This is a genomic window from Variovorax sp. 22077, from assembly GCF_052044195.1.
In the GTDB taxonomy this organism is placed as follows: Bacteria; Pseudomonadota; Gammaproteobacteria; order Burkholderiales; family Burkholderiaceae_C; genus Variovorax; species Variovorax atrisoli.
This window is the reverse complement of record NZ_JBQEQC010000002.1, coordinates 37364-61016: the sequence shown is the minus strand read 5'-3', so window position 1 is coordinate 61016 and position 23653 is coordinate 37364. Positions and strand designations below refer to the sequence as shown.

The window sequence follows — 23653 nt, the reverse complement described above, 5'->3', positions numbered from 1 at the left end:
TTTGACACTAAGTTACAAAACTTGCGGACACTCGCGGTCTGGTCATTCGACGTTAGTCCGGCAGTGGCAAAGTCACGTGTACCGATGACTTTCGCCTCAATGAGACGTCCTTTCCCCGCACTGCCGCTCATCCTCGTTTTCGCCTGCGGCCCCTCGCTGGCGGTTTCCGGCGACTTCCTCCGGGTCGGCGAGGCAAGACGCAACGAAGTCCGCGACGCCGTCGCCGCCCACCGTGCCGAGCAGCGCGAGGAGAAGCGCCGCGGAGAAGCGATCGCCGGAAGGCGCCTCACGCCCGCCGAGCTGTTCGAACTGCGCCAGCAGGTACGCGGCCAATGGGCCCCGCCCGCCGCGGGTGCTTTGCTCAATTCGGCAGAATCGCAGCCGGCCGAGCGCATCGTGCCGGTGCCGCCGCCCGCGGTGGGCACTTTGCCGCTGGCGCCGCGCAGCCAGCGCCGCTGATGCGGCATCGATGCGCCTGCGGCCTGCCGCGGCAAGCCCGGCGCCTGCCTTTCCATACCAACATCGGGAGTACTTCGCCATGAAGAAAAAGATCAAACTGCTTGCGGCCTGCGTCGCCCTGGCTGCCGCCGGCAACGCGCTGGCCCAGAACGTCGTCGCGCCCGCGCCCCAGAACGTGCTGCAGCTGACGGCATCGGGCACCGTCGAAGTCCAGCAGGACATGCTGAGCATGACCCTCGTGACCACCCGCGATGCCGCCGACGCCGCCACCGTGCAGACCCAGTTGAAGGCCGCGCTCGACGCCGCGCTGTCCGAGGCGAAGAAGAACGCCCAGACCGGCCAGCTCGACGTGCGCACCGGCAACTTCAGCCTGTCGCCGCGCTACACGAAGGAAGGCAAGATCAACGGCTGGCAGGGCTCGACCGAGCTGGTGCTCGAAGGCCGCGACTTCCCGCGCATCACCCAGACGGCAGGGCGCATCACCACGCTCAACGTCGGCAATGTCGGCTTCGGCCTGAGCCGCGAGCAGAGGGCCAAGACCGAGACCGAGGCGCAGAACATCGCCATCGAGAACTTCAAGCAGAAGGCCAACGAACTGGCCAAGGGCTTCGGCTTCGGCGGCTACACGCTGCGCGAGGTGTCGGTGAACGCGAGCGACAACGGCCCGATCCGCCCGCGCATGATGGCGGTGCAGGCCAAGTCCTTCTCCTCCGCCGATTCGGCGGTGCCGGTCGAGGCCGGAAAGACTGCCGTGGTGGTGACGGTGTCGGGCTCCGTGCAGCTCAAGTAGAGCCCATATATAGCTAGAGAGGACGGTCCTCTCCGGCGGGCTACCCTCTATTGGGCAGTCCAGCCGCCGTCCATCGCCCAGGCCTGGCCACGGACCTGATCGGCAGCCGGCGAGCACAGGAAGACGGCCAGGCCGCCCAGTTGCTCGACGGTGGTGAACTGCAGCGAAGGCTGCTTTTCGCCGAGCAGGTCGTTCCGGGCCTGCGCGACGGTGATGCCTTCGCGCGCTGCGCGGTCGTCGATCTGCTTCTGCACCAGCGCAGTCAGCACCCAGCCGGGGCAGATCGCGTTGACGGTGACTCCCGTGGTCGCGGTTTCCAGCGCGACCGCCTTGGTCAGGCCGACGATGCCGTGCTTGGCCGCGACATAGGCCGACTTCTGCGCCGACGCCACCAGTCCGTGCGCCGAGGCGATGTTGATGACCCGGCCCCAGTTGGCCTCGCGCATCGCGGGGATTGCCAGCCGCGTGGTGTGGAAGGCGCTGGTGAGATTGATCGCGATGATCGCGTCCCAGCGTTCGGGCGGGAAGTCTTCCACCTTGGCGACATGCTGGATGCCGGCGTTGTTCACCAGGATGTCCACGCGGCCGAACTTCGACGCGGCGAACTTCATCATGTCCTCGATCTGCTCGGGCTTGCTCATGTCGGCGCCGTGGTACTCGGCGCGCACGCCCAGCGCCTCGACCTCGGACTTGGGCGCGGCGTAATCGCCGAAGCCGTTGAGCACGACGTCTGCGCCCTGCTGGGCGAGGGACTTGGCGATGGCGAGGCCGATGCCACTGGTGGACCCCGTAACAAGCGCGGTTTTGCCTTTGAGCATGAAGATCAATCTCCGGATGAATTAGGATGCGACGAGACAATTATCCGCACCAGGACACCTTCGTTTCCATGACCGAACCGACGCTTCATCACGTGGCGTGCGATGACGCCCAGGGCGGCCACCGCATGGCCTATTGGCAATGGGGCGACGCGGGCAGCGAACACGTCGTGGTCTGCGTGCATGGACTGACCCGGCAGGGGCGCGATTTCGACCTGCTGGCCCAGTCCATCGTGGAGCGTGCTGGCGGCGACGTGCGCGTGGTCTGCCCGGACGTGGTGGGCCGTGGGCGCAGCGACTGGCTGCGCGATCCATCTCTCTACCAGGTGCCGGTGTATGCGGCCGACATGGTCGCGCTGATCGCCCGACTGCATCGCGAGCAGCCGATCGGCACGCTCGACTACATCGGCACCAGCATGGGCGGGCTGATCGGCTTCGTGCTGGCAGGCCACAAGGAATTGCCGCTGGCGCGGCCCATCCGCCGTTTCGTCGCGAACGACGTCGGCCCGACCATCGAGCCGGTGGCGCTTCAGCGCATCGGCGCCTACGTCGGCAAGAGCGGCAGCTACGAGAGCGTGCAGGCGGCGGCCGATGCCATGTGGGCGTTGTCGACCACCTTCGGTCCGCACACGCCGCAGCAGTGGCTGGCGCTGTCGCAGCACATGGTGGTGCCTGCCTCGCAGCGCACGTCCGATGGTTCGGCGAAGGTCGAGGCACAGGACGATGAACCCGGCGAAGGCGGCCGCTGGCTGCTTCACTACGACCCGGCCATCGGCGTGGCGCTTCGTGCGATCACGCCGGAAGCCGCGGCGCAGGGCGGTGCGATCATGTGGAGCCTGTACGACGCCATCGAGGCGCGCACGCTTCTCACCCGCGGTGCCGAATCGGACCTCCTGTCGCGCGACACGGCCGTGGCCATGACGCAGCGCGGACCGCACGCCACGCTGGTCGAGTTCGAAGGCGTGGGCCATGCGCCGACCTTCGTCGATCCCGCTCAGATAGCAGTCGTCACCAGGTTCCTTTTCGACTGATCCGCAGCCGATTGACTGATTTGAGCAAGTGAGTGAGCGAAGCGTGAAGCGCGATTCATCGAGTCTGCAGACGGCAACCGCGTCAGAGGCGGTCATGGTCGATTACCCGCTGTCCGCGGCGACGGCAGAGCGCACGCCGGTGATGGAGAACATGCTGGCCCGCGCGCGCGCCTTCGCCGAGCCGCTGATCGCCGACGAGAAGCTCGATACAGGAGAGAACACGCTCGCGCACGCCGACGCGGTGGCTGCCATCGTTGCGAAGATGGGCGGCTCCGAGGCGATGCAGGCGGCGAGCTACCTGGTCTATTCGTGCCAGCACCTGAACCGTCCGCAGGAGGTGATCGCCAAGGTGTTCGGCGACAACTTCGCCTCTCTCGCCGTCGAGACGACCAAGCTGGTACGCGTGCAGGAGCAGGCCCGCTCGGCCTCGCAGGGGCATCACATCGAGGGCGCCGGCGCGCAGACCGAGAACGTGCGCAAGATGCTGCTTGCGTTCTCGCGCGACCTGCGCGTCGTGATGCTGCGGCTGGCTTCGCGCCTGCAGACCCTGCGCCATGCGGCCGCAAGCAAGCAGCCAGCCCCCGAGGGGGTCGCGCGCGAGTCGCTGCAGGTCTTCGCGCCGCTGGCCAACCGGCTGGGCATCTGGCAGGTGAAGTGGGAGATCGAGGATCTTTCGTTCCGCTTCCTCGAGCCCGAGACCTACAAGCTGATCGCACGGCTTCTTGACGAGAAGCGCGTCGAGCGCGAGGGTTACGTGGAGCAACTGCGCTCCAAGCTGGAGCGCGAGCTGCAGACCGAGGGCATCAAGGCCGCGGTGCAGGGGCGGCCCAAGAACATCTACAGCATCGTGAAGAAGATGCGCGGCAAGTCGCTCGACTTCGCGCAGGTCTTCGACATCCTCGCGCTGCGCGTGGTGGTGCCCGACGTGAAGGACTGCTATGCGGCGCTGGCCTGGGTGCACTCGCACTTCCAGCCCATCGACGAGGAGTTCGACGACTACATCGCGCGCCCCAAGCCCAATGGCTACCAGTCGCTGCACACGGTGGTGCGCGAGCTGGTCGATGGCAAGGCCGGCAAGCCGATCGAGATCCAGATCCGCACAGAAGAGATGCACGACCACGCCGAGCATGGCGTGGCTGCGCACTGGGCCTACAAGGAAGCGGGCCACAAGGGCTACGCGGGCGTGTGGGCCAGCGGTGAGTACGACGCGAAGATCGCGGTGCTTCGGCAACTGCTCGCGTGGGAGCGCGATCTTTCGGGCGGCCTGCAGGGGCAGGGCCTGTTCGACGACCGCATCTACGTGCTGACGCCCGATGCGGCGATCGTCGAGTTGCCTCAAGGGGCGACGCCGGTCGACTTTGCCTATACCGTGCACACGACGCTGGGGCATCGCTGCAGAGGGGCTCGCGTCGATGGCGCGATGGTTCCGCTGAACACGCCGCTGTCGAACGGACAGACGGTCGAGATCATCGCGGCCAAGGAGGGCGGCCCTTCGCGCGACTGGCTGAACGCGGAGCTCGGTTATCTCGCCAGCAACCGTGCGCGCGCGAAGGTGCGTGCATGGTTCAACGCGCAGATCACGCACGAGACCGTGGCGCGTGGACGCGAGGCCGTCGAGAAGCTGCTGCAGCGCGAAGGCAAGACCGCGGTGCGGCTCGAGGATCTTGCCTCGCAGCTCGGCTTCAAGTCGGCAGACCATCTGTTCGAAGTCGTCGGCAAGGACGAGTTCTCCCTGCGCAACATCGAGACGCTGCTGCGTCCGCCCGAACCCGCACAGGGCCCCGACGACGGCGTACTCATCAAGAAGGCACGCGGCAGCGAGAAGTCGGGCAAGGGCGGCGTGCTCGTGGTGGGCGTGTCTTCGCTGATGACGCAACTGGCCAAGTGCTGCAAGCCGGCGCCGCCCGATGCGATCCGCGGCTTCGTCACGCGCGGCCATGGCGTCAGCGTGCATCGCAGCGATTGCAGCAACTTCCGCACGATGGCCGCGAAAGATGGCGAACGCGTCATCGACGTGGAGTGGGGCGTTGCGAAGAAGGGCGCCGAGGCGCCTGTGTATGCGGTCGACGTGGCTGTCGAAGCGGCCGACCGCCAGGGCCTCCTGCGCGATATCTCGGATGTCTTCGCGCGCGAGAAGATGAACGTGATCGGCGTGCAGACGCAGTCGATCAAGGGCACTGCGTGGATGACGTTCACCGTGGAAATCGCAGATGCAGCGCGCCTCACGCAGGTTCTCGGACTGGTCACTGCAGTTATTGGTGTGCGATCTGCACGTCGTCGCTGAAAAACGCGATTTCTCCTGCTACAATAACTGCTTCTCGGACACATCCTTAGGCGCGTAGCTCAGCTGGTTAGAGCACCACCTTGACATGGTGGGGGTCGTTGGTTCGAGTCCAATCGCGCCTACCAATTTCTGTTTCAACCCCGGCCAACCACCGGGTCAATTGAACAGAGCATCCACCGGGTTCTCCGGTGTGTATATCGCCCCTTGTGATGATGCAGGCAAAGACCTTGGCCACGTACTTGTGCTACCTTGGTTGCTCTGCAACTTCATTCCATTTTTCTTGATAAGCGATTCGATGAATACGCGGTCGAACATGGCTGATCGGACTCATGCCGACAAGCGCCTGGCCGCATTGCTGAAGCAGGCTCCCATCGAGTTTGCGCGTGCCGTCTACGGCATCAACGACTACGCGAGCGGGCGCACCGACACGATGGCTGCCCGGGAAGTGGCGCGTGCGCACCGCCAGGGCATGCCCCTGACGGAAGAGCGTGCCGAGCAGCGTGCGCGGGCCTATCTGCCTACCGTCGGACAGGAGCACTGTCCGCGCTGCTGGGTGGTCTATGGCCACAAGACGCCGCTGCGATTCCGCGAAGCCGAGGGAGAGAGGCCCGAGGTTGCCGCCTGCAATGTGTGCGGCGCCGAATACGCGACCTCATCCGATTGAGGCAAGTGCCCGGTCCGGTCAGGGTAAACCTTGTCGCGGCGCAGCAAAACCGCTCCCTAGAATCATCCGACGACATGGGCGTCCATGTGAAGGAGTCCGCAGTGCAGAGCAAGAAGTCCGGGGTCAAGCCGGTACAGCGTGTGATCAAGAAGTACCCGAACCGAAGGCTCTACGACACCGAGACATCCACGTACATTACGCTGACCGAGGTGAAGCAGCTGGTCATCCAGAATGCCCAGTTCGTGGTGCGTGATGCCAAGACCGGCGACGACCTCACGCGCAGCATCCTGCTGCAGATCATTCTCGAAGAAGAAGCGGGCGGCGCGCCGATGTTCACCGAGCAGGTGCTGGCCAACATCATCCGCTTCTACGGTCAGGCCATGCAGGGCTACATGGGGCCGTACCTCGAGAAGAACATCCAGGCCATGACCGAGGTGCAGGCGCAGCTCGCCGAAAAGGCCGAGGGCCTGACCCCCGAGATGTGGGCCCGCTTCATGACCATGCAGTCGCCGATGCTGCAGGGGCTGATGGGCAGCTACGTCGAGCAATCGAAGAACGTCTTCCTTCAGATGCAGGAGCAGATGCAGAAGAACACCGAGCAGGTGCTGGGGGCCTTTGGCATCAAGCGTTCCTGACCTGCGGCAGGTGCCCGCAAGCGGTGGTTGCCCCGCCGTCTCCGATAGCTGGGACAATAGAGGCATATGAGCGAAGTTGCCTCCCCCGAACGCATGGCCACGCCGACCGCCCCCAAGGTCGGCTTCGTGAGCCTGGGCTGCCCCAAGGCCCTGACCGATTCCGAACTGATCCTGACCCAGCTGAGTGCCGAGGGTTATCAAACTGCCAAGACTTTCGAAGGCGCCGATCTGGTGATCGTCAACACCTGCGGCTTCATCGACGACGCCGTGAAGGAGAGCCTCGACACGATCGGCGAGGCGCTGGCCGAGAACGGCCGCGTGATCGTCACCGGTTGCCTCGGCGCCAAGACCGGCGACCAGGGCGGCAATCTGGTGCGCCAGATGCATCCGAGCGTGCTGGCCGTGACCGGTCCGCACGCCACGCAGGAGGTGATGGATGCGGTGCATGCCAATCTGCCGAAGCCGCACGATCCTTTCATCGACCTGGTGCCGAATACCTTCGGGGTCGCCGGCCTGAAGCTGACGCCGAGGCACTATGCGTACCTGAAGATCAGCGAGGGCTGCAACCATCGCTGCACCTTCTGCATCATTCCATCGATGCGCGGCGACCTCGTGTCGCGGCCTGTGGGCGATGTGCTGAGCGAGGCCAAGGCCTTGTTCGAAGGCGGCGTAAAAGAACTGCTGGTGATCAGCCAGGACACTTCGGCCTATGGGGTCGACGTGAAGTACCGGACCGGTTTCTGGGACGGCAAGCCCGTGAAGACGCGCATGCTTGAACTGGTGCGCACGCTTGGTGAAATCGCCGAGCCGTACGGCGCCTGGGTTCGACTGCACTACGTGTACCCGTACCCCAGCGTCGACGAGATCATTCCGCTGATGGCGAGCGGCCAAGTGCTGCCGTACCTCGACGTGCCCTTGCAGCACAGCCATCCTGATGTGCTCAAGCGCATGAAGCGCCCGGCCAGCGGCGAGAAGAACCTGGAGCGACTGGCGCGCTGGCGCGAGGTGTGCCCCGAGCTCGTCATCCGCAGTACCTTCATCGCGGGCTTTCCTGGCGAGACGGAGCAGGAGTTCGAGCACCTGCTCGATTTCATCCGCGAAGCCGAGATCGACCGCGCCGGCTGCTTTGCCTACAGCCCCGTCGAAGGCGCCACCGCCAATGACATCCCCGGCATGCTGCCGGAGGCCGAGCGCGAGGCGCGCCGTGCGCGCTTCATGGAGGTGGCCGAGGCCGTGTCGATCGCCAAGCTGCAAAGGCGCATCGGCTCGACGATGCAGGTGCTGGTCGATTCGGCGCCCGCCCTGGGTCGCAAGGGCGGGGTGGGGCGTACGTACGCAGATGCGCCGGAGATCGACGGCACGGTCCGTCTGCTGCCGCCCGAGAAGATCAGCAAGACGCTGAAGGTGGGTGAGTTCACCCGCGCGCGCATCGTGGGTGCAGAGGGCCACGACCTGATCGCGCTGCCCGTTTGATGCGGATCCGATCGACCATGAAAAAAGCCACCGGAGACCGGTGGCTTGTTTCGGATGACCTGGCGGGGGTCAATTTGGATCTGGTGCCCAGAAGAGGACTCGAACCTCCACGATGTTACTCGCTAGTACCTGAAACTAGTGCGTCTACCAATTCCGCCATCTGGGCCCACGTAGTTGCAGAAGCAACTACGTTTTGAATTTCAGGAAAGAAGGAGATCATATCAAAAATAATGTCACTTCCAGCGGCCTGCTGGATGAAATCGAAGGAACTGTTCAAGGACATCGCGACGGGCACGGCTTCGTGCAGCGCGACGATGGCGAAGCGGACATCTATCTGCCCCCGAACGAAATGCGCGCGGTGCTGCACAAGGACCGCGTCAAGGCGCGCATCGTGCGCCAGGACCGCCGCGGACGTCCCGAAGGGCGCGTGGTGGAGATCGTCGAACGCCCTGAGCAGCCCATCATTGGCCGCCTGTTGCACGAAGGCGGCATCTGGCTCGTCGCACCGGAAGACAAGCGCTACGGCCAGGACGTCCTGATTCCCAAGGGAGCGACCGGTCCTGCGAAGGTGGGGCAGGTCGTAGTCGTGCAGCTCACCGAACCGCCGGCCCTTTTCGGCCAGCCCGTGGGCCGCGTGAAGGAGGTGCTGGGCGAGATCGACGACCCCGGCATGGAGATCGAGATTGCCGTGCGCAAGTACGGCGTGCCGCATGAATTTTCCGCGGAGTGCCTGGCCGCGGCCAAGGCACTGCCCGAGAAGGTCCGCCCGGCCGACAAGAAAGGCCGCGTCGACCTCACCGACGTCCCGCTCGTCACCATCGACGGTGAAGACGCGCGTGACTTCGACGACGCCGTCTATTGCGAGCCCGCGAAGGTGGGCCGCGGCAAGGGCTGGCGCCTGCTGGTTGCCATTGCCGATGTCAGCGCCTATGTGCAGACCGGCTCGCCCATCGACATCGACGCCTACGACCGCGCCACCAGCGTCTACTTCCCGCGCCGGGTGATCCCGATGCTGCCCGAGAAGCTGTCGAACGGCCTGTGCTCGCTCAATCCCGAAGTCGAGCGCCTGTGCATGGTGTGCGACATGCTGGTCGATGCCGACGGCGAGATCTACGCCTACCAGTTCTATCCGGCAGTGATGTTCAGCCACGCGCGCTTCACGTACACCGAGGTGGCTGCGATCCTCGGCAACACCCGCGGCCCCGAGGCTGCGAAGCGCAAGGAACGCGTCAAGGACCTGCTGAACCTCGCCGACGTCTACAAGGCGCTGCTCAAGCAGCGCGGCAAGCGCGGCGCCGTCGACTTCGAGACCACCGAGACCCAGATCATCTGCGACGACGCCGGCCGCATCGAGAAGATCGTGCCGCGCACGCGCAACGAGGCGCACCGCCTGATCGAGGAGGCGATGCTCGCCGCTAACGTCTGCAGCGCCGATTTCATCGCCCAGGGCAAGCACCCTGGCCTGTACCGCGTGCACGAAGGCCCCACGCCCGAGAAGAAGGAAATCCTTCGCGGCTACCTGAAAGCGATGGGCGTGGGCCTGAGCATCACCGATGAGCCGAGGCCGGGCGAGTTCCAGGCGATCGCCGAAGCAACCAAGGACCGCCCCGACGCGCAGCAGATCCACACCATGCTGCTGCGCTCGATGCAGCAGGCGATCTACACGCCGATCAACAGCGGCCACTTCGGCCTGGCCTACGAGGCCTACACGCACTTCACCAGTCCGATCCGGCGTTATCCCGACCTGCTGGTGCACCGCGTGATCAAGGCGATCCTCGGCAACACGCGCTACCAGCTGCCGATGCTGCCGACCCCTGGCGAGGCACACGCCAAGCTGGCCAAGCGCCTCGCGTCTCGCGTGAAGGCGCCGACGGCCAAGCCTCAGAAGGCCACCGTCGCGCCCAGCAAGGAAGTTTTGGCATGGGAGGCCGCGGGCCTGCACTGCAGCGCCAACGAGCGCCGTGCCGACGAGGCCAGCCGCGACGTCGAGGCATGGCTCAAGTGCAAGTACATGCGCGAACACCTCGGCGAGGAGTACGGCGGGGTGGTTACTGCGGCCACCACCTTCGGCATCTTCGTCACGCTCGACGCGATGTACGTCGAGGGCCTGGTGCACATCACCGAGCTCGGCGGCGAGTACTTCAAGTTCGACGAGATGCGCCAGGAGCTGCGCGGCGAGCGCACCGGCATCCGCTACGCCATCGGCACGCGGGTGCGGGTGCAGGTGAGCCGCGTCGACCTGGACGGCCGCAAGATCGACTTCCGCCTCGTTCGCGAAGGCGAGGAGCTGACGACGCGGGCGATGAAGGACAAGGGTGCGGCATCATCGGGTGTGCCCGTGAAGGCCTCGGCCAAGCGCAGCACGCGCAACAAGGCGGAAGCCGGCAATGCCGAGCCCCGCGGCGAGCGGCCGACTTCGGCCACGGCCGGTGCGCAGTCGGCGATGCAGGCCTTCAAGTCGGCGGTGAAGAAAGCCGCCAGCAAGATGAAGGGCAAGGGGCGCAAGCCGCGCCGCTGACCGGCCTCGCATCGCCATGATCTAAACGAACGAACCATCGACAACCGAGAAGAAAGAGACAGACAGCATGAGCGCTGAAGACAACAAGGGCCGTATCGCCATCGTCACGGGTGCCGGCTCCGGCATCGGCCGTGCAGCCGCGCTGGCGCTGCTGGCCGACGGCTGGAGCGTGGCGCTCGCAGGCCGTCGCCTGGAGCCGCTGGAGCAGGTGGCGGAAGAATCGGGCGCCGGCGCGCGCGCCTTCGCGGTGCCCACCGACGTGTCGAACGCAGCCTCGGTGCAGGCCTTGTTCGCCGCGACGGTCGAGCGCTTCGGCCGCGTCGACCTGCTGTTCAACAACGCCGGCGTGGGCAACCCGCCGGGGCCGTTCGAGGACTGGACACCCGAGCAGTGGCAGGGCGTGGTCGACATCAACCTGACCGGCATGTTCTTCTGCATCCAGCAGGCCTTCCGCACGATGAAGGCTCAGACGCCGATGGGCGGCCGCATCATCAACAACGGCTCGATTTCGGCCACGGCGCCGCGCCCGAACTCGGCCGCGTACACCGCGACCAAGCACGCGGTCGAAGGACTGACCAAGACCGCGTCACTCGACGGCCGCAAGTACGACATCGCGGTGGGCCAGATCGACGTGGGCAACGCCATGACCGAGCTGGCCGCGCGCATGGCCAAGGGCGTGCCGCAGGCCAACGGAGAGCTCGCGATCGAACCGCTGATCGACGTCAAGATCGTCGGCCAGTCGGTGCTCTACATGGCGAACCTGCCGCTGGAAGCCAACGTGCTGTTCCACACCGTCATGGCGACGAAGATGCCCTTCGTCGGTCGCGGCTAGGGTCTTTCAGTCGGATGCGCGGCGGGCCAGCGCGCCGGCAGTGAGCGGGGCCGCATCGGCCGGCCAGGTGTCGGCGATGTGGCCGTGCTGCCAGACGGATTCGCGTGCCGCTTCGAACGCTGGGCGGCCCGCCGCCAGCGCTGCGCCGATCATTCCGGCCAGCACGTCGCCGGTGCCCGCGGTTGCGAGCCGGGCGTTGCCGGTCAGGTTGATGACGGGCGTCGGTTGGCCGGCGCCGGCGATGACGGTGCCTGATCCCTTGAGCACGGCAACGACGCCGAAGCGCGCCGCGAGTTCTCGCGCCGCGGCCATCCGGTCGCCCTGGACTTCCCCGACCGATCTGCCCAGCAGGCGCGCCGCTTCCAGCGGATGCGGCGTGATCACCGTTGGCGATCCAATTTTTCCGCGCGATGCCAGCTGGGCTTGCAGTGTGTTGTCGGTTGCGATGGCATTGAGCGCATCTGCATCGAGCACCAGCGCGGCCGCCGTCGAGAGCACACGTGGCAGAAGTTCGCGCACGGCTTCTGCTCCGCCGCAGCCGCAGACGGCCGTCATGTTCGAGAGATCGAGCGTTCGTGCATCGCGCAGCATCAGTTCGGGCTGCGCGGTATCGACGGGCGCTGCGCTCGGATCGAGCAGCCCGACGAACACGCGGCCGGCGCCCCCATGCAGAGCCGCCGAGCCGGCCAGCAACGCCGCGCCTGCCATGCCGGAGGCGCCTCCGATCACCGCGACGTCGCCATAGCTGCCCTTGTGCGAGGCATGCTCGCGAGGCTGCGCATCGGGCGCTCCGGCGATGCGCGCCACGGGGTGGTCCCTGAAGGCGCCGCAACCCAGATCGTCGAACCAGACCGTGCCCGCCGCGTCGCGGCCTTGCGCCGTGAACAGGCCGGGCTTGAGCGTGAGGAAGGTGATGCAGCTGCGGGCGGCTGCCCGTGCGTGACCGGCGCCCCGAGGCAGCGTGCCGGTATCCGCATTCAGCCCGGAGGGCACGTCGACGCACAGCACGGGTTGGCCGCTGGCGTGCATCTGCTCGAGCCAATCGGCCATCGTGCCGTCGGGCGGACGCGCCGAGCCGATGCCGAGCAATGCGTCGATCGCGAGTTCAAAGGCCGAAGGCGGCGTCGTGGCAAAGGTGACGCCTGCATCGCGGGCCCGCTGCAGCGATGCCTTGGCGTCCGGCGGCAGCCTGCCTTCATCGCCGAGGAAGGTGACGACCGGGAAGAAGCCCCGGTGACGCAACTGCGCAGCAGCTTCGAAGCCGTCCCCGCCGTTGTTGCCTGGTCCGCAAGCCACCCAGATCGTGCGCGCATGCGGCGCGATCGCCATCGCGAGCCGCGCCACCGCGAGGCCCGCGCGCTGCATCAGCGTGTGGGCGGGCAGGGCGGCCGACGCTGCCTGCTCGATGCGGCGAGTTGCAGCGATGTCGAACAGATCGGCAGCAGTGGCGGAGGTGATGCGTTGCATCGACGCATTGTGCCGCCGGCCTGCCAGCGGCTTGCCTGCCTATGATCCGGGGATGAATTTCAAGGGCGCCGGTTGGCTGCTTGTTCTGCTCGTCGCGGCGCTGGTGTCGTTCCTCGCCGCGACGCTGGCGTGGATCGCCGGATTCGCGTGGGTTCTCGGCCTGCTGTGCATTGTGTGGGGCGTCTTCCTGCTGGCCGAGTTCAGGCGATGGATTCCGCTGCGGGACGTGGCCTGGGCCGCCAATGTCGGTTTCGGCATCAGCGTGGTCCGCTGGTTCGACCTGCCGGCCGAAGCGACTTCCGGGCTGGAGCGCCTGGCACTCCTGGGGGCTGCCGGCTTGTGCCTGGTCTTCTTCGGGTTTGTCTGCCCCGGATTGCTGGGCTGGATGGCCGGCAGGTTCCGGCCTCCTCCGGAGCCGGAGCTTCCCGTCGAAAAGCCGGCAAGCCCGGAGGCCTTGCGTCGATGGGGGCCTAGAGACTGAGCCGTTCGACCCCGAGTCCTTCGAGGTCGATGCCCGGCTCGCGCCCTGCGATCAGGTCGCCCAGCACGCGCGCGCTGCCGCACGAGAGTGCCCAGCCGCTCGATCCGTGCCCGAGGTTGAGCCAGACGCCGGGAATGCCGCTGGCACCCAGCACCGGCGGACCGTCGGGCAGCATCGGCCGGGCGCCTTTCCACTGCTGGATGCCCGACTGCAGCGTCGCGGCACCCGGAAACCAGTCGTGCAGCACCTTGTATAGCGTTTGCACCGCGGCGGGATTCATCGTCTCCAGCGAGCCGCCGATCTCCGCGCTGCCGGCCACGCGCACCCGCTGGCCCAGCCGGGAGATCGCGACCTTGAAGCGCTCGTCCATCACCGCGCTGCGCGGCGCATTGAGCGGCTCGCGGATCGGCGCGCTGACGGAATGGCCGTAGACCGGCGCCATCGGAATCCGCAGGCCCAGGGGCCGCAGCAGCGCGGCCGATTCCAGGCCGGCGCAGACCACCACGGCGTCGTAGCGGACCGGGTCCGAGCCGCTGGCGAGCGAGAGAGAGGTGGGCGCTGCGCGGCTTAGCGGCGCGATGTCGCAGTTGAAATGGAACTGGGCGCCGAAGGATTCGGCCTCCCACTTGAGCAGCAGTGCGAACTGGCGGCAGTTGGCCACTTCGTCCTCGGGCAGATGGATGGCGCCTGCCAGCGGGGTATCGGGGTTCAGGGCGGGTTCGATCAGCCGGGCCTCGTCGGCGTCGACTTCCTTGAAGACGCTGCCGGCCGCGCGCAGCACGTCGAGCCCGGGCTGCACCAGCTTCTTCTCGCGCTTGGAGCGCAGCAGCACCAGGTAGCCGTCGCTGCGCTCGTAGCTGAGTTCGCGCGCCTCGGTCACCTCGTGCAGCCGGTTGCGGCTGTAGAAGGCAAGACGCTGCATGCGGGCGCGGTTGGCGAGGTAGGTGTCGAGCTTGCAGGCCTTCTGCCAGCGGGAGAGCCAGCCGAGGTCGCGCGAGCCCAGGGGCCAGCGCAGCTTGATGGCGCCGTGCGAAGAGAGCAGGGAGCGCAGCACCTTGCCGCGCATGCCGGGACCGGCCCACGGCGTGACGTATCCGGGAGCGACCACGCCGGCATTGGCGAAGCTGGCTTCCTCGGCGGCGGCGCCTCGGCGCTCGAACACGGTCACTTCATGGCCGTCGGAAACCAGTTCCCAGGCGGTGGTGACGCCGATGATGCCGGCGCCCACGATCGCGATTTTCATTGAATGTTCAGGATGAGAGAGATGGCCGGCGCCAGCGGAGCGGACGCCGTCGGCCGCTATTCTTGCAGTGCGCGTTCGGTCTGGAGCGCCACCGCAAGGACGGCGTCGTCGTGCAGCGCGGCATGCCACAGCATCAGGCCCACCGGCAATTCACCGGGGACGTGGCAGGGCAGAGAGATGGCGCACCCGTCGAGCATGTTGATGACTGACGGGTTGCGCAGCAGCAGCGCATTGACGCGGAAGAATTCTTCGTCGCGCTCGGCGCCCGGCGCCACGCTGGCGATGGGCGGCGCGGTGATCGGCACGGTCGGCGACAGCACGGCGTCGAATGGTGCGAGCGCGGCTTCGACACGGCCGATCCAGTCGCGTCGTGCGTTGATCAGGTCGATGTACTCGTGCGCCTTCATCGTCGCGCCGCGCAGGATGCGCTGGGCCACGCGCGGGTCGTAGCCGGCGCCGCTGCGTTCCAGCAGCAGGCGATGCCAGGCGTAGGCCTCGGCAGCCGAGAAGCCGCCGGTGGCATTGATGGCGCCGAGTTCGGCGAGCTCGGGCAGTTCGATCTCCACGATGCGGGCGCCGGCGGCACGCAGAGCCTTCAGCGAGCGCTCGAAGGCGGTGGCGACGGCGGGCTCGATGCCATCGAAGAACAGGTTCTTCACCACGGCCAGCCTGTAGGCGGAGAGCGGGGCGTTGCCGGCGGTCACGCGCCGGGCGGCGAGGATCTCGTGCGCGGTGATGGCATCGCGCACCGATCGGGTCATGGCGCAGGCGGTGTCCAGGGTGGTCGACAGCGGCAGGGCGCCGGCGGTGGGCGTCAGCCGGGCCGTGTTCTTGAAGCCGACGATGCCGTTGAGTGCCGCGGGAATGCGGATCGAGCCGCCGGTGTCGGAGCCCAGCCCGATGAAGGCGGCCCCACTCGCCACCGAGATCGCCGCCCCGGACGAGGAACCGCCCGGAATGCGCGGCACCGCGGCGTCGCTGACGTTGGCCGGCGTTCCATGGTGTGGATTGACGCCGACGCCAGAGAAGGCGAACTCCGTCATGTTGGTCCGGCCCGTCAGCACGCCACCGGCGGCGCGCAGCCGAGCAACGGCAGGAGCATCGGCCTTTGCGGCCGGGGCGTGGGCGAGGACGGCGGAGCCGGCAGGGGTGGCCTGGCCCTCGACGTCGAAAAGGTCTTTTGCCGTGAAGGCGAGCCCGGCCAGGCGGCTCGCCGGGTCGCAGGCCTGGGCCGAACCCAGGGCCTCGTCGAACATCGTCCGGGTGAAGGCGTGGGTGCAGGCGGCGGACCTGGAGATGTCGAGCGCGCGCTCCATTTCGGTGCGGGCGTCGGTGCCACCTGCCAGAAGGTCGAGACGGGTGGCGTGGAGGTCGTTCATGGGAGCTGCAGGGTGCCGCCGGGGCGGTTCAGGTTCAGGGGAGGGGCGACGCCCGTGCTATACTCTTTGGGTTTCGCTGGCCGGGCAACGGCTTTCATTGCTCCCAGCCAGACACATCCGCAAACCGGCCCAATCAAGGTGTTGTGACTCGATTCGAAGAGCGCAAAACGGGCTGGATTTTAGACCCAACCTTTGGAGTAATTTCAATGTCCACGACCATGCGCGAAATGCTGGAGGCAGGTGTCCATTTCGGTCACCAAACCCGCTTCTGGAACCCCAAGATGGCCCCGTACATCTTCGGCCATCGCAACAAGATCCACATCATCAACCTGGAAAAGTCGCTCCCGATGTTCCAGGAGGCGATGAAGTACGCCAAGCAGCTCACCGCCAACCGCGGCACCATCCTGATGGTCGGTACCAAGCGCCAGGCCCGTGACATCGTGGCGACCGAAGCCCGCCGTGCCGGCGTGCCGTACGTCGACACCCGCTGGCTGGGTGGCATGCTGACCAACTTCAAGACGGTCAAGACCTCGATCAAGCGCCTGAAGGACATGAAGGCCCAGCAGGAAGCCGGCCTCGACAACCTGAGCAAGAAAGAGCAGCTCACGTTCACGCGTGAAATCGAGAAGCTCGAGAAGGACATCGGCGGCATCCAGGACATGAGCGCCCTGCCTGACGCCATCTTCGTGATCGACGTGGGCTTCCACAAGATCGCCGTGGCTGAAGCCAAGAAGCTGGGCATCCCGCTGATCGGCGTGGTGGACTCCAACCACTCGCCCGAAGGCATCGACTACGTGATCCCCGGCAACGACGACTCGTCGAAGGCTGTCACGCTGTACGCCCGCGGTATCGCCGACGCGATCATCGAAGGCCGCAACAGCGCCACCGGCGACGTGGTGAAGGCCATCGCCGAAGGCAATGACGAATTCGTCGAAGTCGAAGAGGGTGCCTCGGCCTGATTGGCGCGCCCGCGAGCCTGAAGAAGGGGCTTTGGTGCCCCTTTTTTTTAACCTGATTTTTGAATTCACGGAGATACAAAATGGCTGCAATCACCGCAAGCATGGTCGGCGAACTGCGCGCGAAGACCGACGCGCCGATGATGGAGTGCAAGAAGGCCCTGACCGAGGCCGACGGCAACATGGAAAAGGCAGAAGAGCTGCTGCGCATCAAGCTCGGCAACAAGGCTGGCAAGGCTTCGAGCCGCATCACCGCCGAAGGCGTGGTGGCCGCATACGCTGCCGGTGACGCCGGCGCGATGATCGAAGTCAACTGCGAAACCGACTTCGTCTCGAAGAACGACAGCTTCCTGGCCCTGGTCAACGCCGCCGCCAAGCTCATCGCCGAGAAGAATCCCGCCGACATCGCTGCACTCGGTGCACTGCCCTACGAGCAGGACGGCTTCGGCCCCACGCTCGAGGACGTGCGCAAGGGCCTGATCGGCAAGATCGGCGAGAACATGACCTTCCGCCGCTTCAAGCGCTTCGCCGGCAACGGCAAGCTGGCTTCGTACCTGCACGGCACGCGCATCGGCGTGATGGTCGAGTTCGAAGGTGACGACACTGCCGCCAAGGACGTCGCGATGCACATCGCCGCCATGAAGCCCGTGTCGATCGCTGCTTCGGACGTGCCTGCCGAGCTGATCGAGAAGGAACGCGCCATTGCTGCCGGCAAGGCGGAAGAAGACCGCAAGGCCGCCGAAGCAGAAGGCAAGAAGCCCCAGCCGGCCGACATCGTCGCCAAGCGCATCGAAGGTGGCGTGCAGAAGTTCCTGAAGGAAGTCTCGCTGCACAACCAGCCTTTCGTGAAGAACGACAAGCAGACCGTCGAGCAGATGCTCAAGGCCGCCAACACCACGATCAAGGGCTTCACCCTGTACGTGGTCGGCGAAGGCATTGAGAAGAAAGTTGACGACTTCGCTGCAGAGGTCGCCGCTCAAGTCGCCGCAGCCAAGGCTGCCGCCTAAGCCTTTATGGCTCCAGCGACGGTGCGTTCGCGCGCACCGTCGTTTTTTCATCGTCACGTTTTACACTCGTCCCGCCCAACCAAAGGAAATTGCCCATGTCTGATGCCCGTCCAGCCCACAAGCGAATCTTGTTGAAGCTGTCGGGAGAGGCGTTGATGGGTGACGATGCCTTCGGCATCAACCGCGCGACCATCGTGCGCATGGTGCAGGAGGTGGCCGAGGTCGTGAACATGGGCGTCCAGGTGGCGGTCGTGATCGGCGGCGGCAACATCTTCCGCGGCGTCGCAGGCGGTTCGGTCGGCATGGATCGAGCCACGGCCGACTACATGGGCATGCTGGCCACGGTCATGAATTCGCTGGCCCTGGCCGACGCGATGGACAAGCAGGGCCTCGTGGCCCGCGTGATGTCCGCGATCGCGATCGAGCAGGTGGTCGAGCCCTATGTGCGCCCCAAGGCGCTGCAGTACCTCGAAGAGGGCAAGGTCGTGGTGTTCGCGGCCGGTACGGGCAACCCGTTCTTCACCACCGACACGGCCGCTGCGCTGCGCGGCGCCGAGATCGGCGCCGAGCTGGTGCTCAAGGCGACCAAGGTCGACGGCGTCTACACCGCCGACCCCAAGACCAACCCCGACGCAACCCGCTACGCCACGCTGACCTTCGACGAGGCGATTGCGCAGAACCTCGGCATCATGGACGCCACGGCCTTTGCGCTGTGCCGCGACCAGAAGCTGCCGATCAAGGTGTTCTCGATTTTCAAGAATGGCGCGCTCAAGCGCGTCGTCATGGGCGAGGACGAAGGCACGCTGGTGCATGCCTAGGAGTATTTGAGATGACCATTGCAGACATCCGCAGTGCGACCGACGCGAAGATGAACCAGTCGATCGCCGCATTCCAGAACAACCTCACCAAGATCCGTACGGGCCGTGCCAATTCGGCGCTGCTCGACTCGATCCACGTGGAGTACTACGGCTCCCAGGTGCCCCTGAGCCAGGTTGCCAACGTGTCGGTGCTCGATTCGCGCACCCTCAGCGTGCAGCCGTGGGAAAAGGGCATGGGCGCCAAGATCGAGAAGGCCATTCGCGAAAGCGACCTGGGCCTCAACCCTGCCTCGATGGGCGACCTGATCCGCGTGCCGCTGCCCGCCATGAGCGAAGAGCGCCGCAAGGAAATGACCAAGCTGGTCCGCAACGAAGGCGAGAGCGCCAAGATCGCCACGCGCAACCTGCGCCGCGATGCGAACGAGGCGGTCAAGAAGCTGGTCAAGGAAAAGCTGGCCTCCGAGGACGAGCAGAAGCGCGCCGAAGCCGAGATCCAGAAGGTCACCGACCGCCATATCGCGGAAATCGACCGCCTGGTCGCGGCCAAGGAAGCGGAGATCATGGCCGTTTGAGGCCTGCCATGGCCTCGTCGGCGCCGCGCATTCCCCACCACGTTGCCATCGTCATGGACGGCAACGGCCGCTGGGCGACGCGGCGCTTTCTTCCCCGTATCGCAGGGCACAAGCAGGGCGTCGAATCGCTGCGCCGCTGCGTCAAGGCCTGCGCCGAGCGCGGCGTGGGTGTGCTCACCGTGTTCGCGTTTTCTTCCGAGAACTGGAATCGTCCTGTCGAGGAGGTTTCCGGGCTCATGGAGCTGATGGTCGGCGCGCTCGCCCGCGAAGTGCCCAAGCTCAGCGCCGACGGCGTGCAGCTGCATTTCGTCGGCGAACGCGCAGGCCTGTCGCCCAAGATGGTGAACGGCCTGCTCGAGGCCGAAGCCGCCACGGCGCACAACACGCGGCTCGTGCTCAACGTCTGCTTCAACTACGGCGGCCGGTGGGACATCGCGCAGGCTGCCGCCAAGCTCGCTGCGAAGGGCGAGCCGATCACGGAACTCAGCCTCGATCGCGCCATGGCGCTGGCCCATGTGCCCGATCCCGACCTGTTCATCCGCACCGGCGGAGAGCAGCGTCTTTCCAATTTCCTGCTCTGGCAGAGCGCCTACGCCGAGCTTTTCTTCAGCGACAAGCTGTGGCCCGAATTCGACGAGGCCGCGCTCGACGAGGCCATCGCGGCCTTCCAGGGGCGCGAACGGCGCTTCGGCCAGACCTCGGCGCAAGTCTCTTCCACCGCCGAGGCCTGACGGCCCGGCAGCCTCCGCATGCTCAAGCAACGAATCATCACGGCGATCGTGCTTCTCGCGATCCTGCTGCCGGCGCTGTTCTATCCAAGTTACATCCCCTTCGGCTGCGTCATGCTGGTGCTGATCGGCGCCGGCGCCTGGGAATGGGGCCGCCTGAACGGCTACGGGCAGGGCGTGTCGCTTTTCCTGGGTGCCGAAACCATCGCGCTGTGCGCGTTGTCCTGGTGGCTCGGGTTGCTGGCGCAGCCGCTGATCCTGATGTGGACCCTGGCCAGCGCGGCCTGGGTGCTGGGCGGCGCAGCCTTGCTTCGAGTCGCCGTGCCCGGCTGGCCGCGCATTCCGCGGGGGCTGCGCCTGGTCGGCGGCCTGCTGGCGTTGTGGGTTGCCTGGCTTGCCGCGGTGCAGGCGCGCATGATCGGCATCAACTTCCTGCTGTCGATCCTCGTGCTGGTGTGGGTGGCCGACGTGTTCGCCTATTTCGCCGGCCGCGCCTTCGGCCTCAAGTTCACCCGCAGCAAGCTCGCTCCGGCCATCAGCCCCGGCAAGAGCTGGGAGGGCGTCTGGGGCGGCATGATCGGCGTGGTGGTGCTGGCTTTCGCCTGGGTCTGGGCCGACAAGGCAACCGGCGCCACGGTGACCAGCCTGTACACACGTCTCGCCGATCGCGGCTGGTGGCTGCTGCTGCTGGCTGCGCTGTTCCTTGCGGCCATGAGCGTCGTGGGCGACCTCGTCGAATCTCTCATCAAGCGCAGCGCCGGCGCCAAGGACAGCAGCCGGCTGCTGCCCGGCCATGGCGGCGTCCTCGACCGCGTGGATGCCCTCTTGCCGGCGTTGCCCATTGCCATGATGCTGGCTTTCCTGTGAATTCATCCAGAAGACAACGCGTTACGGTGCTCGGATCGACCGGTTCGGTCGGTGTGAGCACGCTCGACGTCATTTCGCGCCACCCGGAGCAATTCGAGGTTTTCGCGCTTTCCGCGGCCACCCGGGTCGACGAGCTGTTGGCGCAGTGCGCGCAGTTCTCCCCGAAATTCGCGGTGATGGCCAGTGCGCCGCACGCCGCGCTGCTGGCCGAGAAGCTGAAGCAGAACGGCCTGAAGACGGTCGTGCTGATGGGCGACGATGCTCTTGAAACGATAGCGTCGCACGACGAAACCGATGCCGTGATGGCCGCCATCGTCGGCGCTGCCGGCCTGGGGCCGTGCCTGGCCGCGGCGCGCGCCGGCAAGCGGCTGCTGCTGGCCAACAAGGAGGCGCTCGTCGTCGGCGGCGAGCTCTTCATGCGTACTGTGCGTGAGGGCGGGGCGACGCTGCTGCCCATCGACAGCGAGCATTCGGCCATCTTCCAGTCGCTGCCCGAGGACCCATCCACGTGGGCGCGGCGCATCGACAAGATCATCCTGACCGCCTCGGGCGGCCCGTTCCGTACCCGCGCGCCCGAGACCCTCCGGACGGTGACGCCCGAGCAGGCTTGTGCGCATCCGAACTGGGTGATGGGCCGCAAGATCTCGGTCGATTCGGCCACCATGATGAACAAGGCGCTCGAGGTGATCGAGGCGCGCCATCTGTTCGGCGTGTCGCCTGAGCAGATCGAGGTGGTCATCCATCCGCAGAGCGTGGTGCACTCGATGGTTCAGTTCACCGACGCCTCCGTCATCGCCCAGCTCGGCACGCCCGACATGCGTGTGCCGATCGCGGTAGGCCTGGCCTGGCCCGAGCGCGTCGAAAGCGGCGCAGCGCGGCTCGACTTCCGCCAGATGGGCTCGCTCACCTTCGAGTCGCCCGATTCGGCGCTCTTTCCGGGGCTGGGCCTGGCCTGGCACGCCTTGCGAGCCGCGCCGGGCACGACTGCGGTGCTCAACGCTGCCAACGAAGTCGCGGTCGAGGCCTTCCTTGCCCGCCGTTTGCGGTTCGATTGCATACATGCAGTCAACATGGAAACTTTGGAAAGAGTGGCTCCCTCCAAGCCGGCATCGCTGGCCGACCTGCTGGCGATCGACGCCAGCGCCCGGGCGGCAGCCAATGCCGCGGCCCTGCGATTCGCTGCCTGAAGTACCTGACCGAGCGACGCCTTTCCCCGAAAAGCAAGGACCCCGATGCTGCTTACTGTCATAGCCTTTGTGGTTGCACTCGGTGTCCTGATCGCGGTGCATGAGTACGGCCATTACCGCGTCGCGGTGGCCTGTGGCGTCAAGGTGGAGCGTTTCTCCGTCGGTTTCGGCAGGGCGCTTCTCCGATGGGAGCCGAAACGGCAACATCCGGGCCAGAAGACCGAGTTCGTGATCGGCGCATTTCCCTTCGGTGGTTACGTCAAGATGCTCGACGAGCGCGAAGGTCCCGTCGCGCCCGAGGAACGCCACCGCGCCTTCAATACCCAGCCCCTGCGTTCGCGTGCGGCCATCGTGGCGGCCGGGCCGATCGCCAACCTGCTGCTGGCGGTGGTGCTCTACACGGCGGTCAACTGGATCGGCGTGCAGGAGCCTGTTGCCACGTTGGCGCGCCCGGTGGCGGGCTCGATCGCCGAATCGGCCGGCCTGAAGGGCGGCGAGCACATCACCCGTGCCGGTTTCGACGGCGACCTGACGCCGGTCCAGTCCTTCGAGGATCTGCGCTGGCGCATGACGCGCGGTGCGCTCGACGGCCGGGACCTGACCATCGAGGTCGCGGGCGAGGGCGGTCGGCCTGCACGTGAACTGGTGCTTCCGCTGAGCCGCATGGAGGCCAGGGACGCCGATCCGCAGATGTTCCGCAAGATCGGCGTGCTGGCACCTCTGACCCGGCCCGAGATCGGAGAGGTCATGAAGGGCAGTGCAGCCGAGTCGGCCGGCCTGCTCAAGGGCGACGTGGTCCGCGCCATCGGCGCCACGGCGATCATCGATGGCCAGCAATTGCGCGAAGCGATCCGCGCATCGGTCGACAACGGCCAGCCGCGCACGCAGGCCTGGCAGATCGAGCGCGGCGGCCGTCCGCTCACCATCGACGTGAAGCCCGAGGTTCGCGAAGAGGGCGGCGCCAAGGTGGGGCGTGTGGGCGCCTATGTCGGCGCACCGGCTGAAATGGTGACTGTGCGCCAGGGGGTGATCGATGGCATCTGGCGTGGCGTGGTGCGCACCTGGGAGGTGTCCGCGCTGACCGTTCGCATGATGGGCAAGATGGTCATCGGCGAAGCGTCGATCAAGAATCTCAGCGGTCCTCTCACGATCGCCGACTACGCAGGCAAGTCCGCGAGCCTCGGATTGACCCAGTACCTGGTGTTCCTGGCGCTCATCAGCGTGAGCCTCGGGGTGCTCAATCTCATGCCGCTGCCGGTCCTCGATGGAGGACACCTGATGTATTATCTTTGGGAGGGCCTGACCGGCAAGAGCGTCTCCGACGCCTGGATGGAACGGCTTCAGCGCGGGGGTGTGGCCCTGTTGCTGGTCATGATGTCGGTCGCACTCTTCAACGACGTCACGCGGCTCTTTGGTTAACTTTCTGCCGGCCCTTTCCGTGCCGGCT

Annotated in this window: 22 protein-coding genes and 2 tRNA genes; 19 read left to right on the top strand and 5 right to left on the bottom strand. The window is 66.3% G+C overall.

All coding sequences use genetic code 11. The annotated features are described in order from the left end of the window. The first annotated feature begins 99 nt into the window (after positions 1–99). Together ACTJLF_RS02765 and ACTJLF_RS02760 are read left to right on the top strand one after the other, a co-directional pair. On the top strand, positions 100–459 hold the full coding sequence (locus ACTJLF_RS02765) for a hypothetical protein (RefSeq protein ID WP_019652408.1): 360 nt from the start codon (positions 100–102) through the stop codon (positions 457–459). Positions 460–538: 79 nt separating this feature from the next. After that, positions 539–1249, top strand: a complete 711-nt coding sequence (locus ACTJLF_RS02760) for an SIMPL domain-containing protein (RefSeq protein ID WP_440882438.1) — start codon at positions 539–541, stop codon at positions 1247–1249. A 47-nt stretch (positions 1250–1296) separates the two neighbouring features. Here ACTJLF_RS02760 and ACTJLF_RS02755 read toward each other — a convergent pair whose 3' ends face one another. Beyond that, a complete protein-coding gene (locus ACTJLF_RS02755; protein ID WP_132751137.1) occupies positions 1297–2067 on the bottom strand; it encodes a 3-hydroxybutyrate dehydrogenase in 771 nt (256 codons plus the stop codon). Between the two features lie 26 nt (positions 2068–2093). Here ACTJLF_RS02755 and ACTJLF_RS02750 point away from each other — a divergent pair, with 26 nt between their 5' ends. From ACTJLF_RS02750 to rimO, 6 genes are all read left to right on the top strand, one after another. Further along, positions 2094–3095, top strand: a complete 1002-nt coding sequence (locus ACTJLF_RS02750; protein WP_132751136.1) for an alpha/beta fold hydrolase — start codon at positions 2094–2096, stop codon at positions 3093–3095. A gap of 94 nt (positions 3096–3189) precedes the next feature. Then, positions 3190–5379, top strand: coding sequence for a RelA/SpoT family protein (locus tag ACTJLF_RS02745; RefSeq protein WP_051127524.1), 2190 nt, complete (start codon positions 3190–3192; stop codon positions 5377–5379). A 48-nt stretch (positions 5380–5427) separates the two neighbouring features. Next, positions 5428–5504 (top strand) — tRNA-Val (locus ACTJLF_RS02740). 188 nt (positions 5505–5692) lie between these two features. Continuing rightward, positions 5693–6043, top strand: a complete 351-nt coding sequence (locus ACTJLF_RS02735) for a hypothetical protein (protein ID WP_165924454.1) — start codon at positions 5693–5695, stop codon at positions 6041–6043. A 74-nt stretch (positions 6044–6117) separates the two neighbouring features. Then, positions 6118–6678: a polyhydroxyalkanoate synthesis repressor PhaR gene (gene phaR / locus ACTJLF_RS02730; RefSeq protein ID WP_019652414.1), complete on the top strand. Its 561-nt coding sequence runs from the start codon at positions 6118–6120 to the stop codon at positions 6676–6678. A 66-nt stretch (positions 6679–6744) separates the two neighbouring features. After that, positions 6745–8151 (top strand): 30S ribosomal protein S12 methylthiotransferase RimO, encoded by a 1407-nt coding sequence (gene rimO, locus ACTJLF_RS02725; protein WP_132751135.1) that lies wholly within the window; start codon positions 6745–6747, stop codon positions 8149–8151. An 81-nt stretch (positions 8152–8232) separates the two neighbouring features. Here the strand turns inward: rimO and ACTJLF_RS02720 are convergent. After that, positions 8233–8317: transfer RNA gene (locus ACTJLF_RS02720), tRNA-Leu, on the bottom strand. 81 nt (positions 8318–8398) lie between these two features. Here ACTJLF_RS02720 and rnr point away from each other — a divergent pair. Beyond that, a complete protein-coding gene (rnr, locus tag ACTJLF_RS02715) occupies positions 8399–10669 on the top strand; it encodes a ribonuclease R (RefSeq protein ID WP_240649879.1) in 2271 nt (756 codons plus the stop codon). A gap of 67 nt (positions 10670–10736) precedes the next feature. Next, positions 10737–11501, top strand: a complete 765-nt coding sequence (locus ACTJLF_RS02710; RefSeq protein ID WP_019652417.1) for an SDR family oxidoreductase — start codon at positions 10737–10739, stop codon at positions 11499–11501. A gap of 6 nt (positions 11502–11507) precedes the next feature. On the opposite strand, the gene ACTJLF_RS02705 is transcribed toward ACTJLF_RS02710, so the two are convergent. Beyond that, positions 11508–12968, bottom strand: a complete 1461-nt coding sequence (locus ACTJLF_RS02705; RefSeq protein WP_440882437.1) for an NAD(P)H-hydrate dehydratase — start codon at positions 12966–12968, stop codon at positions 11508–11510. A gap of 52 nt (positions 12969–13020) precedes the next feature. Here ACTJLF_RS02705 and ACTJLF_RS02700 point away from each other — a divergent pair, with 52 nt between their 5' ends. Beyond that, positions 13021–13449 (top strand): hypothetical protein, encoded by a 429-nt coding sequence (locus tag ACTJLF_RS02700; protein WP_440882436.1) that lies wholly within the window; start codon positions 13021–13023, stop codon positions 13447–13449. On the opposite strand, the gene ACTJLF_RS02695 is transcribed toward ACTJLF_RS02700, so the two are convergent. Together ACTJLF_RS02695 and ACTJLF_RS02690 are read right to left on the bottom strand one after the other, a co-directional pair. Beyond that, a complete protein-coding gene (locus tag ACTJLF_RS02695) occupies positions 13439–14692 on the bottom strand; it encodes a D-amino acid dehydrogenase (protein ID WP_019652420.1) in 1254 nt (417 codons plus the stop codon). The genes ACTJLF_RS02700 and ACTJLF_RS02695 overlap by 11 nt on opposite strands. A gap of 56 nt (positions 14693–14748) precedes the next feature. Beyond that, positions 14749–16071: an amidase gene (locus ACTJLF_RS02690; protein WP_132797992.1), complete on the bottom strand. Its 1323-nt coding sequence runs from the start codon at positions 16069–16071 to the stop codon at positions 14749–14751. 206 nt (positions 16072–16277) lie between these two features. Here ACTJLF_RS02690 and rpsB point away from each other — a divergent pair, with 206 nt between their 5' ends. From rpsB to rseP, 8 genes are all read left to right on the top strand, one after another. Beyond that, positions 16278–17030, top strand: coding sequence for a 30S ribosomal protein S2 (gene rpsB, locus ACTJLF_RS02685; protein ID WP_126181971.1), 753 nt, complete (start codon positions 16278–16280; stop codon positions 17028–17030). A gap of 80 nt (positions 17031–17110) precedes the next feature. Further along, positions 17111–18034, top strand: coding sequence for a translation elongation factor Ts (tsf, locus tag ACTJLF_RS02680; RefSeq protein WP_126181970.1), 924 nt, complete (start codon positions 17111–17113; stop codon positions 18032–18034). A gap of 95 nt (positions 18035–18129) precedes the next feature. Then, entirely contained in the window at positions 18130–18852 is a 723-nt protein-coding gene (gene pyrH / locus ACTJLF_RS02675; protein ID WP_019652424.1) for a UMP kinase, read from the top strand. An 11-nt stretch (positions 18853–18863) separates the two neighbouring features. After that, positions 18864–19424: a ribosome recycling factor gene (frr, locus tag ACTJLF_RS02670; RefSeq protein ID WP_019652425.1), complete on the top strand. Its 561-nt coding sequence runs from the start codon at positions 18864–18866 to the stop codon at positions 19422–19424. Between the two features lie 8 nt (positions 19425–19432). Further along, a complete protein-coding gene (gene uppS / locus ACTJLF_RS02665; protein WP_019652426.1) occupies positions 19433–20155 on the top strand; it encodes a polyprenyl diphosphate synthase in 723 nt (240 codons plus the stop codon). A gap of 18 nt (positions 20156–20173) precedes the next feature. Beyond that, a complete protein-coding gene (locus ACTJLF_RS02660) occupies positions 20174–21019 on the top strand; it encodes a phosphatidate cytidylyltransferase (RefSeq protein ID WP_440882435.1) in 846 nt (281 codons plus the stop codon). Between the two features lie 26 nt (positions 21020–21045). Continuing rightward, a complete protein-coding gene (ispC, locus tag ACTJLF_RS02655; protein WP_440882434.1) occupies positions 21046–22206 on the top strand; it encodes a 1-deoxy-D-xylulose-5-phosphate reductoisomerase in 1161 nt (386 codons plus the stop codon). 45 nt (positions 22207–22251) lie between these two features. After that, positions 22252–23625: an RIP metalloprotease RseP gene (rseP, locus tag ACTJLF_RS02650; RefSeq protein ID WP_440882433.1), complete on the top strand. Its 1374-nt coding sequence runs from the start codon at positions 22252–22254 to the stop codon at positions 23623–23625. The last annotated feature ends 28 nt before the right edge of the window (positions 23626–23653 follow it).

Excerpts from the sequence above, each read along its gene's own strand:
- rimO (WP_132751135.1), top strand. The coding sequence starts at position 6,745 with ATGAGCGAAGTTGCCTCCCCCGAACGCATGGCCACGCCGACCGCCCCC.
- ACTJLF_RS02735 (WP_165924454.1), top strand. The coding sequence starts at position 5,693 with ATGGCTGATCGGACTCATGCCGACAAGCGCCTGGCCGCATTGCTGAAG.
- ACTJLF_RS02745 (WP_051127524.1), top strand. The coding sequence starts at position 3,190 with ATGGTCGATTACCCGCTGTCCGCGGCGACGGCAGAGCGCACGCCGGTG.
- ACTJLF_RS02750 (WP_132751136.1), top strand. The coding sequence starts at position 2,094 with ATGCGACGAGACAATTATCCGCACCAGGACACCTTCGTTTCCATGACC.
- ACTJLF_RS02705 (WP_440882437.1), bottom strand. The coding sequence starts at position 12,968 with ATGCAACGCATCACCTCCGCCACTGCTGCCGATCTGTTCGACATCGCT.
- pyrH (WP_019652424.1), top strand. The coding sequence starts at position 18,130 with ATGTCTGATGCCCGTCCAGCCCACAAGCGAATCTTGTTGAAGCTGTCG.
- ACTJLF_RS02710 (WP_019652417.1), top strand. The coding sequence starts at position 10,737 with ATGAGCGCTGAAGACAACAAGGGCCGTATCGCCATCGTCACGGGTGCC.
- phaR (WP_019652414.1), top strand. The coding sequence starts at position 6,118 with ATGGGCGTCCATGTGAAGGAGTCCGCAGTGCAGAGCAAGAAGTCCGGG.
- frr (WP_019652425.1), top strand. The coding sequence starts at position 18,864 with ATGACCATTGCAGACATCCGCAGTGCGACCGACGCGAAGATGAACCAG.
- rseP (WP_440882433.1), top strand. The coding sequence starts at position 22,252 with ATGCTGCTTACTGTCATAGCCTTTGTGGTTGCACTCGGTGTCCTGATC.
- ACTJLF_RS02755 (WP_132751137.1), bottom strand. The coding sequence starts at position 2,067 with ATGCTCAAAGGCAAAACCGCGCTTGTTACGGGGTCCACCAGTGGCATC.
- ACTJLF_RS02695 (WP_019652420.1), bottom strand. The coding sequence starts at position 14,692 with ATGAAAATCGCGATCGTGGGCGCCGGCATCATCGGCGTCACCACCGCC.
- ACTJLF_RS02760 (WP_440882438.1), top strand. The coding sequence starts at position 539 with ATGAAGAAAAAGATCAAACTGCTTGCGGCCTGCGTCGCCCTGGCTGCC.
- ACTJLF_RS02765 (WP_019652408.1), top strand. The coding sequence starts at position 100 with ATGAGACGTCCTTTCCCCGCACTGCCGCTCATCCTCGTTTTCGCCTGC.
- ACTJLF_RS02700 (WP_440882436.1), top strand. The coding sequence starts at position 13,021 with ATGAATTTCAAGGGCGCCGGTTGGCTGCTTGTTCTGCTCGTCGCGGCG.
- uppS (WP_019652426.1), top strand. The coding sequence starts at position 19,433 with ATGGCCTCGTCGGCGCCGCGCATTCCCCACCACGTTGCCATCGTCATG.
- rpsB (WP_126181971.1), top strand. The coding sequence starts at position 16,278 with ATGTCCACGACCATGCGCGAAATGCTGGAGGCAGGTGTCCATTTCGGT.
- ACTJLF_RS02690 (WP_132797992.1), bottom strand. The coding sequence starts at position 16,071 with ATGAACGACCTCCACGCCACCCGTCTCGACCTTCTGGCAGGTGGCACC.
- ACTJLF_RS02660 (WP_440882435.1), top strand. The coding sequence starts at position 20,174 with ATGCTCAAGCAACGAATCATCACGGCGATCGTGCTTCTCGCGATCCTG.
- tsf (WP_126181970.1), top strand. The coding sequence starts at position 17,111 with ATGGCTGCAATCACCGCAAGCATGGTCGGCGAACTGCGCGCGAAGACC.